Genomic DNA, 11,671 nt, shown 5'->3' with positions numbered 1-11,671 from the left:
GCGTAATATTTCTTCTTCTTCTGATGAATGGTAGCCACAGTAGGTACCGGCTAAATTTAAATTAGGAATTCGAGAAAGCCAAAAATTAGCTGCCTTCTCAGCTATACCAGGTGCACCTCCGTAGAAAAATACTTTTGGGTTAGTTGAACTTGGTCCAAGTTTGTCTAACAAATTTTCTGCTAATTCAATTCCTGGTGTTCGGTGTACTTCTTGCCATAAAACCCAGCGCAAATACAGAACGACTCCTGCTCCATCTGGGATCACTAACTCAGCATCTTGAATAACCTGAGCAAGCTTTGTATCTTGATGTGCTTGCATAGTCATTTCTGCATTAAGTGTTACTACATGAGTCCCTATTTTTTTTTGCGAGCGTTCTAGCAACCAGTCTGAATAATTGGGCATTATATGAACTGGTAGCCCCAAAACTGAAAATGCTTTAGCCTGTATAGACATAACCTATTTTTATTGAGCCTTACCAAATTGTATCTGAGATTTTTCGAATAAAGGAAAAATCGTTGTATCTAAGACAGAAAGACCACACGGCAAATTGTTTGTGTTATTTTTGTACTAATATTAGCTTTACATAAAGTAGTACATTGATGCCAAAAATCTCAGATAAAGTTTTGACAGTAAGATTACCAGATATAGAGTTAGATCGATTGGAAAAATACTGTGAACAGAACAAGAGAACCAAAACAGATGTAGTGAGGGAGTTCATTCGGCGTCTCAAAATCAGGGACGAATGATTGCTAAACTTTTAGCGACATAAGCAAATCAAAATAGGGGTTTTTGTACGAGTACAAATGCTTACTCATGTCCTTAGAACGGTTTTCAGTCTCAAGTACGGATTGAAAACCATTTACGCTTCGGAACTTAGAGCTTGTGAAAAACTAAGCTTGATATTCCTAATAAATATTCCAAGAGTTTTTAGTAAACTCAATTTTAAGTTAAGAGTTCAAGGAGTGGAAATTGACCATGACTAAGATTCGTGTTGCTCTGATTGAAGACCATGACTTAACTCGTGTAGGTATTCGTACAGCGCTTATGCAAAGGGAGGAAATCCAAGTTGTAGGAGAAGCTGGCAATGCTACTGAGGGATTTAATATGCTAAAACTGCTACAACCAGATATCGCCATCATAGATATCGGTTTACCAGATAAAGATGGCATTGAGCTAACACGGGAGGTCAAATCTACTGCTGATGGTACTGATTCAGTAACCAAGGTGCTAATTCTAACGCTGCGGGATAACAAAGAAGCTGTGCTGGCTGCTTTTGCTGCAGGTGCAGATTCCTACTGTATGAAAGACATTAAATTTGATAATTTGCTGGAAGCAGTGCGAGTCACTTACAATGGCAACGCTTGGATCGATCCAGCGATCGCTCGAATAGTATTAGAGCAAGCACAACAAAAAAATCCACATAAGCGAGAGGGGACATCATTTGAGACTAAGACTGCTGCTAATAACCCAGGAACCGCTGTTGAGAATCAGGAGGTGATTGATCCATACACCTTGACAGAAAGAGAGTTAGAAGTATTACAACTGATTGTTGAGGGTTGTAGCAATGCAGTGATTGCGGAAAGACTGTATATCACTGTTGGAACTGTCAAAACTCATGTCCGCAATATTTTGAACAAGCTATGCGCTGATGATCGCACCCAAGCGGCAGTTCGTGCTTTACGTTCAGGTTTAGTTGGTTAGGAGAATTTTTTTTTGGGGTGTGGTGACGCTTGAGGAGACTATAGAACAATCAACAAACTACAAAAATTTATCTATATGATGGCGGATCAAGTCTTGTTTGTTTTTACTCTTAATTAACTTTTCACCCCGTTCCACGATGCATCACGATATGGATTCAAAAGAACACACAAATATGTATGACTGAAGTAGAAGCAGAAAAACTGAAGCTGATGGTGGTAGACGATGAAGCAGATAACTTAGACTTGCTCTACCGAACTTTTAGGCGTGATTTTCAAGTATTCAAAGCAAGCAATGCTAAGAGTGCTTTGAAAATATTAGACACAGCAGGAGAAATGGCTGTGATTATCTCAGATCAAAGAATGCCAGAAATGAATGGTACTGAATTTCTTGGTCTAACTGTAGAACGGTTTCCTGACACAATTCGTATTTTGCTAACAGGCTTTACGGATGTTGAGGATTTGGTTGAAGCGATTAACTCTGGTCAGGTATTTAAGTACATTACTAAACCTTGGAAACCAGACCAACTGAAGGTTGTGGTATCACAAGCTACTGAGACGTATCGTCTTGTAAAGCAACGTACTCAACAGTTAAGTCGTGCGCTTAGGCGAGAATCTTTGTTTAATGAAGTCACGACAGCCATTCGGGAGTCGTTAGACTACCGCAGTATGTTACAAAAAATTGTAGCAACAATTGGAAAGACTTTTGAAGTCAGCTGCTGCATACTAAAACCAGTAGAAAGCGATCGCCTAACGCTAGACGAGTTCACATACCAGGATCCAATAGAAGAAAGTTCCTTTTTTGATCCAAGTTGTTTAATAGAAAAAGTACTTGTCACTCGTCAATATCAACTTGATGAATATGCTCACGATGACGAGTCCGCCTGCCAAATTGCTGTACCACTCACGTACCAGAAACATTTACTCGCCGTCCTTGCACTCTACCAACACAAAAAGGATCGCTCTTGGAAACAGGAAGATATTCAGCTCATTTTAGGTGTTGCTGAACAAGCTGCTTTAGCTCTCTACCAAGCAAAACTTTACCAACATCTTCAAGAAAAACAAGAGCAAATCCACGCTGAGTTAGAAGTTGCTCGCCGCATTCAAAATAACTTGCTGCGTCAAACTTTACCAGATATTAAGGGTGCCAAGGTGCAAGCCTGCTGCTACCCTGCTCGGGAAGTGGGAGGAGATTTTTTTGAAGTTTTTGTTCATCCCAAAGGTGATCTGTGGTTAGCAGTAGGAGACGTTTCTGGTAAAGGGGTTCCGGCTGCTCTGTTCATGGCTAGTGCAATTTCAGTATTGCGCCGTGAATTGTCTCAAGAAACACCAGCTATGCCAAATGTGGTTATGCAAAATCTTAACTATGCTTTAGCAGATGATTTAATCAATAATAATTGTTTTATCACCATTGTTTTAGCACGTTATACTCCCACTACTAGGGAACTAGTTTACGCCAATGCAGGTCACATTTATCCTCTTCTTTCTTCACCCCAAAAAGATGTGATAGAAAATCCCAATTATCTGAAAGTACGTAGCATTCCTTTAGGTATATCACCTGTATGGCAAGCCCCTCTGGGTGAGTTGCTTCTGACTTCTGGGGACACCTTACTATTAGCAAGTGATGGTATTACTGAAGCAACGGTTACTAAGAAAATTGTGGGCAGCGAACACCAAAATTGCCATTGTATGCTGAATTTAGAAGGTCTTTGGGAACTGTTACAAAATGAGCCAAAACCATTGACGCTCAAACATTTACTAGCTCGTGTTCAAGCAGACAACCAAGTTCAAGGTGATGACCAAACTATACTTTCTCTGGAGGTTTTATAAATGATGAAAACTGAGCTTCATGTACCGAGTGACTTGAAGTTTGTAACCGTTGTGGAAAACTGGTTGCTGGGTTCGCTGGAAATTGAGCTAAAAGCATCCATTGACTGGATGTCTCTATCAAATCGTTTACGGTTGGCTTTAGTGGAAGCCTACTCAAATGTCGTACGCCACGCCCACAAAGATCAGCCTTATCTGCCAGTTATAATCCGCTTGGAACTGAAACAGCAGTATATAACTATAGAAATTTGGGATTACGGCGAAGGCTATGATATAAATGAGTACTCACCTCCAAGTCCTACAGAAAAACAAGAAGGTGGTTATGGGTGGATGATTATTCACCGCCTTATGGATAAGGTAGATTACCAATTGCAGATTAATGGTTGTAACTGTCTAAAGTTAGAAGCTAGTACAACAAGGCAAAGGTAAAAAATAAAAATTAATAAATTTTATGATATGAGCTTATTCTTTCTCAAGATGCTGGAGTGATCTCTAGTAACTTGTGCTATTTTCTGATAAAAGTAAGGCTAACTGCGCTTTAAAGACAGTAACTCCTGGGGAGAGGCTATGAGCTTAATTTTCGCGTGTGCGATTTGTTTTTGGTCGTTGAGGATAAACAGCCAATTAACATTAACGCTGCACCAAGAGGTTTGAACTGTACCTGTGATCTGAATTTGAATTTGCTCTAATTCCAAAGATTCTAGAATACCTTGACGAGGACAGGCTTTAAGATCTTTAGCTTCTCGTTGTAGATAGTCTGCGATCGCATCAGATCCAACTATTCCAGATTCAAACGGAGGATACATTACACCATCTGCTGCAAACAAAGCGGCGGCTTTTTGAAATTCTCCTGTGTTCAAACTGTCAAAGTAATGCACTACAGTTGGTTCTGTAATTCCTTCGATAGTAAATTCGTGCGATAACAGTTGTGTAGAAAGCATTTATATGAGCATCTAAGTTACTCTTTATAAATTTAAATAAAAAAACAGGTTTTACTCTACCGCTAGAGAGGGATATTTTGTTTTGCATAAACCTTTGTAGAGACGATTGTCTGCTCAACGTCTCTACACAGTTAATTATCATCAACTAGCCTTAACTTAGCTGTATTGGTTCTGCAACAAAGCTTAATAAGGTGAAAATTTTCACAAGTTTATATTTTGAAGTGAAAAGTCGTGCCTTAAGGGTCTCTAAATTAGATGTGAAGAATTGATAAAGAGTATTGATATAGGTGTTGGGTCCCTTTACAAAGGGTTTGTTCCAGTTTTCTTGACTACGAGTAGGTAGCTCAGAATCAGCAGATCCCGCATCTGCTATCATCGACTCTATAAGATTTGCGATCTCTTTCAGTTGTTTTACATCGCGCTCAGTGAATTGTTTCGACTTAAAGGTGCCGATATGCAAAACTCCAATTGAGTTTTGTTTTACGGGCAACGGTATGCCGACGAGTGACTGTAAACCTTTCTCGCGTAAGATAGGACTTACAATCTCTATGTTTGATAAATTATTGACAATCATTGGTTCCCTGCTTGAAGCGATACGACCAGCAAAACCTCTTCCAATGGGAATACGAATCTTTTGCACGATCTCCTCCTCTAGTCCTAGAGTAGCATATACAGCTAGATCTTGCTGGTCTTTCACAGGTAATAGAAGCGTCACTGTATCTACCGACATGTAATCTTGCAACCACTCAAGCAGTTTTTTAAGGGAATTACTAAACTTAGTTTCTGTGCTTGTTAAATCCCCATCAAAAGAGGCATTCAAGCCATTATAAGAATTAGGTGAAATGTTCTTCTTGGTCTTTTGAGATTTTATGTTAACTGAGAAGTGGGACATAAAAGGTCGCTCAAAAGCTACGTGAAATAAGTAAGCAACCATGAGTGAAGATGGGACACCAATAATAAGCCATTTAGTTGCCATTAATGTTGGAGATAAATTCAGGCTGAGTAAGAGTTGATGCACGAGCCACACTACTGGAGCGTGCGTGATATATAGGCTATAAGAAAATACTCCTAGCGTAACAGCCCACGGTGATTCTAATAGCCGTAGGAGTGGAGGAAGTTGCTTACCATTAAGCAACAAGTTTGTACAGTAAATCAACAAACAAGCTGCTCCAAGACCAACAAAATAATGGACAATCCATTGTTCTAATCCTACAACTCTGCCGAATCGTAGCCACTCCGTTAAGAAAGCAAGGCTAGCAAAAACGATAGATAATACACCCCAAGGTAATGATTTGTTGAGCCGCATCAAAGATGGTTTTTTAGAAAAATTGATCTCTGCTGCTGCCATTCCCAAGGCGAAAAGACCTATAAACCAGGGACAGACATTAAAGGCAATTTCATCCCCCATGAGATATTTAAGTGATAACCCTAGAACAAACGAGATCCCTAGCGTCGCCCACAATCCTAAACGACGCCAGATAGGTATTAACAAAATAGCAAACACGAAGTAGATTTGCCACTCTACTGCCACAGTCCATGTTGGACCATTAATTTTATTAAAATGTAAACCCAAATTTTGAATAAGTAGTGCATAAACAAGTAGATCATGAAAAGAAAATGTAGGAGAAAATAAGCCTTGTAGCTCACCAAACTTTTCTTTACTCAATCCTAAAATACCTTCATTCTCTAACCAGAGGACTAATCCACTGATTAACATGCAAAATATTAAAGCAGCATAATAGGGAGGTAGAATCCGTCGAATTCGTCGCTTAAAAAACTCTAGCAAACCTCCTGAAAAATATCTTTTATTAGATCGAACTATCGGCAACATCAGACAGTAACCAGAAAGAACGATAAAAGTGACAACTGCAAAAATTCCATATCGTAGGAACTTTGCCAAAGCTAGCCATAGTAAGGCAGGTTCTAAAGGTACGCTAAGGTTATAGTCGCAGCTATGAACTAGGACTACATAAAGAGCAGCCAAACCTCGTATACCATCTAAATAAGCCATACGGAGCCGCTGATTACTGGATTTTTCCGAGTAATTCGTTGGAAATTCTCTGTTTTGATTCATTAATCTGGCTAATTTACTAATGTTTTAGTAGAAGTCTTTATTCACGATTAAAGTAAGAACCATAAACCTACATTATCTAGGAACTATTCTACAAGATTGAATTGTCTGCCAGTTTGATCAATAAAGACGAAGACTGCAAAAACTTACTTCGTGTTCCAAACATTAAGCATAAGTTGGAGTTATTTATTTTATTTCTCAAAGTGACAGAAGAAGCTTATAAACGAATTCTCTTTTTTGCTTCCTACTTCAGGTACAAATTTATGAAGTCAGCACGAAATCTATGCCTGTTTTGCCACTTAAGGAGAACAATTATGAATACGTTAATGAAAAGAGGTTGCATGTTTAAAGCCGAGTAGAATTGTGAGTGACCTAGTTTTCCCTGCTCTCTTTCATTTAAGGTGGAGTTAAACCACCAGGAATTCTTACAGCGGGGATACATTGAATTACAAACTCATATCCAAGAAAAACAACACCTTTCATTAGTGGTTGCTCAATATGAACCAGGAGGATTGATTTTATAAAACCGTGTTTGAACATACAAATAAACTGACAGGTTTTTACTTCATTAATCAGCCCTAGACCTAGTTTATATATAAAAAACCAGTTTATGCCTTACGGATATTATCATTTCAGCTAAAGGATAATCGCAATAGATTTTGAAGGAATTAACAGAAATTTTACATAAATAAAACAGAGTCTTTATCTGAACAAGTTTTGGGAACTTTCGTAGACTGATGATCGTCTTAGACAGGCTGCAAAAAAACTATAATAGAAAAAGTTCGCATTTTACCTTCTAAAATTTAAACCAGATGAGCAAGATAACCACAGTCAGTAGCAGTGAGGTAAAGCGTAAGGCGCTACAGTTAGGATTTCATAAAGTTGGTATTGCTGCTGTAGAAGGAGAAGATGCAACGGCTACTCAAAGATTACAAGAATGGTTAAAGCTTGGTTATCAGGCTGATATGGAGTGGATGGCAAATCCTAAGCGTCAAGATATTCGCTTGGTAATGCCGGAAGTGCGATCGCTCATTTGTGTTGCACTTAATTATTACAAGCCTACGGAATCCTTAAAAGATTCAGCTATTGTAGAAGAAAAGGAAAAATACGCCAAAATATCTCGTTATGCTCAGGGACGAGATTATCATAAGGTAATGCATAAAAAACTGAAGGCGTTAACAGCTTGGTTACAAGAACTTGATCCAGAAATTAAAGCGCGTTACTATGCTGATACTGGTCCAGTGCAGGATAAACTATGGGCGCAAAAATCAGGAATTGGTTGGATTGCTAAGAATAGTAATGTCATCACTCGTGAGTATGGATCTTGGGTATTTTTAGGAGAAGTGTTAACGAATCTTGACTTAGAAAGCGATCGCCCTCATACAGAACATTGCGGCTCTTGTACCCGTTGTATTGAGGCTTGTCCGACAAATGCGATCGTGTCTCCGTTTGTAGTAGACGCCACTCGCTGTATTGCCTACCATACAATTGAAAATCGGGATGACAAATTGCCGGAAACGATTACATCAAAAATGCAAGGCTGGGTTGCTGGCTGTGATATTTGCCAAGATGTTTGTCCATGGAATCACCGTTTTGCCAAAGAAACTGATGTTGCAGATTTTCAACCCTACCCTAGGAATATTGCTCCCAAGCTGGTAGAATTATCTGAAATATCGCATGAGGAGTGGGATAGACGATTTCCGGCATCTGCTTTGCGCCGAATCAAACCAGAAATGTTACGGAGAAATGCTCGCGCCAATCTTGACTCGTTTCAGGCTAAAGAATGAATCACAAAGCAATTATATTTGATTTTGATGGCACAATTGCTGATACAGTAGATGCTCTTGTTAGTATTGCCAACCGATTAGCGGAAGAATTTGGTTATATACCAATTGCCCCCAATGAGCTTGTAACTCTCAAAAATTTGAGTTCTAGGGAAATTATTAAGTCCTCCGGCATCTCTCTTTTTAAGATACCTTTTCTTGTTAAAAAGGTTAAGGCTGAATTAAAAAATAAAATTCCAGAATTAAAACCAATACCAGGAATTCAAGAAGCTTTAAGAGAGCTTAAAAATCAAGGAAATACAATAGGTATTATAACTTCTAATTCTCGAGAAAATGTCACAGAATTTCTCAAGGTTAACGATTTAGAGGATATATTTAATTTTGTTTATTCCGGAGTAACCATTTTTGGAAAAACCACAATTATCAATAATGTATTAAAGCAACACCAGATCAAACCTGAACAAGTTATTTATGTAGGTGATGAAACAAGAGATATAGAAGCTTCAAAAAAAGCTAACATTAAAGTAATTGCAGTAACTTGGGGCTTCAATTCACCAGAAGTATTAGCTAAGCAACAACCGGACTTTCTAATTCAGCAACCAAGCGATCTAATCGCAATAGTCAATAGTCAAAGTTTTTAAAGAAGAATACAGGAGTCAGGAGCCAGGAGTCAGAATGATAATCACTGGTTAAAACTTCGTTCCTTGTGGACGAGATAGGGGTATAGGAAGTTTGCACTTATACGAATTCGGCTAAATGTCTCTACACATCAATCATATAAGGGCGAATGCCATACTCTGCGAGAACGCCTAACGGCGAACGCCCCTACGCATTGTATATGTTGTTTGTTTTAGAGAATTCGTATTACTTATCCTTTGATTGAGCAACATCCTTTGCCATAGCTGTGTAATTTTCGGGATTACCAGCTTGCTGATTTTCAGAATCAGGTGATTCTTGCTGCTGAGATACGTTATCCCCTGAAGCAGTACTAAATTTCTGTGCAGCTTTATAGTCTGCCTCCATGTTCACAGTTGGCGCTTTCTCTTCACCACTAGCTATATTTTCAGCAGCTAATTGTGCGTCTTGAGTTGGAGCTTCTTGAGGATTTGGCTTGATTTCCTCTGGCATAAATTTCCCCTCCGGAGTTTTTTGTATCAATGCCGTAATCTTATCAAGGTAAAACCCTACAGCATTGATATCTGTAGATAGATTCTGCTCCTCTATTGAAAGGTAGATAAAAATTTCTTCCTCTGGGAAATCAATATTAGTTTGACAAATTTGGTATTATTTGGGCAGTGTCTTACTGACCACTGTAGAAGCATAACAGCTGTGTCGTATCTTGTGGATCGCAATACAGAGATTCAAGACGAGCAAAACCACATTTATCAGAAATTAATTGTAGAGTTTGCTGGCTTTCTGGAAAATCACTTGAAGAAATATGGGCAGAAACTATTGAGTATTCTCTTTCTGTAAGTAAAGTCCAGTCTTTCTTTACGCCACTTAAATAACGTTTAATATAGCTATCTCTATCTTCTTGTTGTTTAGGAACAAGGTCGATCAGGATAAAAAGACCACTAGGATTTAGAATGTTTTTTATTTGATTAATCAAAAAGTCTTTTTGCTCTCGCTGAAGGTGGTGGAGGGCAAAAGAGATGAGAACCAAGTCAAACTTATGATTCTGATTTTGTTCTAAAACAGGAACTAGTTCAAAGAAATCTCCCTCGGTAAAAGTTTTCTCACACTCAATAATTGCCATGTTTTGCTTGGCGATTGACAGTGCTGGTGTGGATAAGTCAATACCCATATATGAGGCAATATTGGTATTTAATAAGGCTTGGGTGCTAAAACCTGCATCACCACACCCAAGCTCAAGCATTTTAAATGGTTTTTGAAAATAGCTAACTAATAATTCGTGCAGTATGTGATAAATATCCCGGTGTCTCATGTAATTGTTCTTGAGAACTTTATCATAAATCTGCCATTGCTCGTTGAAGAACTCTTTCGGAGCAAATAGTTGTTCTTCTGTACTATTAGATTTCGCTGGAACTGACATATTGCTTTTCCCACTCTTACACTGGACACGTTGTTGTGTTTGTCGTGAACAATTACCTGTGCAAGATTAATTTAACATTATATCCTGAGTCAATCGCACTCTTATATTTCAAGCTTGACAAACTTTCCTAGATTAGGGTAGTTAAATGTTGCTGATATTTGACTCTTTAAATTCACTGATTTGGTCGTTGCTTTCTTGTTCACTGGTTATAGCAAGGTAAAGACCTAGCATAATGATGGCAAAAGCCAGCAAGTTTAACCAGCTCAATGCCTCTGCAAATATAATCCAAGCTAAAAAGGCACTCACAAGAGGATCTAAAAGATTAATCATTGCTACAAGGCTAGACGGCAAGTATTTGAGGCTATATGCAAGCAACCCAGTAACGACAATAAGAGTTAAAGCTAATGCAATAACACTCAGCCACCCGTGCCAAGATTGGGGAAACCATTCATCGTGGGTAGTGGATAGAATTAACAAATAGAAAACAGTACACATCCGACAAACCCATGTCAAGATTGTTGTAACTGATACTTGTGTCCGAAGTTTTTCAACTGCTAGAAGATAAGCACCCCAAAATAGCGCTGACAACAAAGCAAGTAAGTCACCTTGAAGTTTAATAGAGGCAACTTGCATGTCATTTAAGCCAAGGGCAATTGTTGCTACAATTGCGATCGCAAGACCAATGAGGAATTTATAATTAAACCGCTGATTGAAGAGTAAGTATCCTACTAAGACGGTAAACAATGGTGTCAAGCTATGTATCAATGCTGAATTTGCAATACTGGTCTGGGTTAAAGACCAAGCCCAAAGAATCTGAGTACCGAACGAAAATGCTGCTGTTAGTGTTAGTAACAGGATTTGTTTGTTGTTGAATGACTGCTTAATGATAGGTTGTTTTCCCAACGTACGCTGACGCAAAAGCGAAAACTCTTGCCACACTCCAAAGATGACAGCTGCTATCCAACAACGATTGAACATTGTAGCAGTAGGGGTGATTTCATTTGCACTCCATCGAATTAAGATGGTCATAATCCCAAAAATCAATATAGCAAGGAAAGCAGCAATGATTGCCTTGCTATGAGATTGCTCTTTCGTGATTTCAATCTGGTCAATCATTGTAAGTAGCCATCATGAACTGCGTACACTAGAAGACATGAAAATAACAAATTTCACATCTAGTCTACCTGTGTTCGACGTAAAAATAAAGACTCAAAATATCGGGAATATGTTATTGCCTACTTTGCGTCGGGCAGGCATTGCGTATCCGACACAAAGTAGTACAAAAGAACTATTTTTTT

12 protein-coding genes are annotated in these 11,671 nt (G+C 38.6%); 6 read left to right on the top strand and 6 right to left on the bottom strand.

The features are described from left to right. Positions 1–453: WecB/TagA/CpsF family glycosyltransferase (locus tag G4P69_RS28870; protein ID WP_208352888.1), on the bottom strand; the 453-nt coding region annotated here is incomplete at its 3' end. A 146-nt stretch (positions 454–599) separates the two neighbouring features. On the opposite strand from G4P69_RS28870, the gene G4P69_RS40080 reads away from it, so the two are divergent. The 4 genes from G4P69_RS40080 (at position 600) to G4P69_RS28850 (ending at position 3,953) form a co-directional block, all read left to right on the top strand. After that, on the top strand, positions 600–746 hold the full coding sequence (locus G4P69_RS40080; protein ID WP_208341987.1) for a ribbon-helix-helix protein, CopG family: 147 nt from the start codon (positions 600–602) through the stop codon (positions 744–746). 229 nt (positions 747–975) lie between these two features. After that, positions 976–1,701 carry a response regulator transcription factor gene (locus G4P69_RS28860; RefSeq protein ID WP_208341988.1) on the top strand — a complete coding sequence of 242 codons (726 nt, stop codon included), beginning with the start codon at positions 976–978 and terminating at the stop codon, positions 1,699–1,701. 176 nt (positions 1,702–1,877) lie between these two features. Then, on the top strand, positions 1,878–3,527 hold the full coding sequence (locus G4P69_RS28855; RefSeq protein ID WP_208341989.1) for a SpoIIE family protein phosphatase: 1,650 nt from the start codon (positions 1,878–1,880) through the stop codon (positions 3,525–3,527). A gap of 3 nt (positions 3,528–3,530) precedes the next feature. Further along, a complete protein-coding gene (locus tag G4P69_RS28850; protein ID WP_208342024.1) occupies positions 3,531–3,953 on the top strand; it encodes an ATP-binding protein in 423 nt (140 codons plus the stop codon). A gap of 98 nt (positions 3,954–4,051) precedes the next feature. Here the strand turns inward: G4P69_RS28850 and G4P69_RS28845 are convergent, their stop codons facing one another. Together G4P69_RS28845 and G4P69_RS39580 are read right to left on the bottom strand one after the other, a co-directional pair. After that, entirely contained in the window at positions 4,052–4,465 is a 414-nt protein-coding gene (locus G4P69_RS28845) for a ketosteroid isomerase family protein (protein WP_208341990.1), read from the bottom strand. A 151-nt stretch (positions 4,466–4,616) separates the two neighbouring features. Further along, positions 4,617–6,476 (bottom strand): acyltransferase family protein, encoded by a 1,860-nt coding sequence (locus tag G4P69_RS39580; RefSeq protein WP_243902412.1) that lies wholly within the window; start codon positions 6,474–6,476, stop codon positions 4,617–4,619. Positions 6,477–7,348: 872 nt separating this feature from the next. On the opposite strand from G4P69_RS39580, the gene queG reads away from it, so the two are divergent. Beyond that, positions 7,349–8,323: a tRNA epoxyqueuosine(34) reductase QueG gene (queG, locus tag G4P69_RS28835; protein WP_208341991.1), complete on the top strand. Its 975-nt coding sequence runs from the start codon at positions 7,349–7,351 to the stop codon at positions 8,321–8,323. Then, positions 8,320–8,961, top strand: a complete 642-nt coding sequence (locus G4P69_RS28830; protein ID WP_208341992.1) for an HAD-IA family hydrolase — start codon at positions 8,320–8,322, stop codon at positions 8,959–8,961. Before queG ends, G4P69_RS28830 begins: the two co-directional genes overlap by 4 nt. A gap of 223 nt (positions 8,962–9,184) precedes the next feature. On the opposite strand, the gene G4P69_RS28825 is transcribed toward G4P69_RS28830, so the two are convergent. From G4P69_RS28825 to G4P69_RS28815, 3 genes are all read right to left on the bottom strand, one after another. Then, positions 9,185–9,448 carry a hypothetical protein gene (locus tag G4P69_RS28825; RefSeq protein ID WP_208341993.1) on the bottom strand — a complete coding sequence of 88 codons (264 nt, stop codon included), beginning with the start codon at positions 9,446–9,448 and terminating at the stop codon, positions 9,185–9,187. Between the two features lie 172 nt (positions 9,449–9,620). Beyond that, positions 9,621–10,373: a class I SAM-dependent methyltransferase gene (locus G4P69_RS28820; protein ID WP_208341995.1), complete on the bottom strand. Its 753-nt coding sequence runs from the start codon at positions 10,371–10,373 to the stop codon at positions 9,621–9,623. Positions 10,374–10,514: 141 nt separating this feature from the next. Continuing rightward, complete coding sequence (locus tag G4P69_RS28815; protein WP_208341997.1) at positions 10,515–11,489, bottom strand: DMT family transporter; 975 nt, start codon at positions 11,487–11,489, stop codon at positions 10,515–10,517. Between the last annotated feature and the right edge of the window lie 182 nt (positions 11,490–11,671).

Origin of the sequence: Aetokthonos hydrillicola CCALA 1050, from assembly GCF_017591665.1 — a bacterium.
GTDB classification, from domain to species: domain Bacteria; phylum Cyanobacteriota; class Cyanobacteriia; order Cyanobacteriales; family Nostocaceae; genus Aetokthonos; species Aetokthonos hydrillicola.
Note: the sequence above shows the minus strand (reverse complement) of the source record. Positions and strands in the feature narration are given on the sequence as shown.

Excerpts from the sequence above, each read along its gene's own strand:
- G4P69_RS40080 (WP_208341987.1), top strand. The coding sequence starts at position 600 with ATGCCAAAAATCTCAGATAAAGTTTTGACAGTAAGATTACCAGATATA.
- G4P69_RS28860 (WP_208341988.1), top strand. The coding sequence starts at position 976 with ATGACTAAGATTCGTGTTGCTCTGATTGAAGACCATGACTTAACTCGT.
- G4P69_RS28855 (WP_208341989.1), top strand. The coding sequence starts at position 1,878 with ATGACTGAAGTAGAAGCAGAAAAACTGAAGCTGATGGTGGTAGACGAT.
- G4P69_RS28850 (WP_208342024.1), top strand. The coding sequence starts at position 3,531 with ATGAAAACTGAGCTTCATGTACCGAGTGACTTGAAGTTTGTAACCGTT.
- G4P69_RS28845 (WP_208341990.1), bottom strand. The coding sequence starts at position 4,465 with ATGCTTTCTACACAACTGTTATCGCACGAATTTACTATCGAAGGAATT.
- G4P69_RS39580 (WP_243902412.1), bottom strand. The coding sequence starts at position 6,476 with ATGGCTTATTTAGATGGTATACGAGGTTTGGCTGCTCTTTATGTAGTC.
- queG (WP_208341991.1), top strand. The coding sequence starts at position 7,349 with ATGAGCAAGATAACCACAGTCAGTAGCAGTGAGGTAAAGCGTAAGGCG.
- G4P69_RS28830 (WP_208341992.1), top strand. The coding sequence starts at position 8,320 with ATGAATCACAAAGCAATTATATTTGATTTTGATGGCACAATTGCTGAT.
- G4P69_RS28825 (WP_208341993.1), bottom strand. The coding sequence starts at position 9,448 with ATGCCAGAGGAAATCAAGCCAAATCCTCAAGAAGCTCCAACTCAAGAC.
- G4P69_RS28820 (WP_208341995.1), bottom strand. The coding sequence starts at position 10,373 with ATGTCAGTTCCAGCGAAATCTAATAGTACAGAAGAACAACTATTTGCT.
- G4P69_RS28815 (WP_208341997.1), bottom strand. The coding sequence starts at position 11,489 with ATGATTGACCAGATTGAAATCACGAAAGAGCAATCTCATAGCAAGGCA.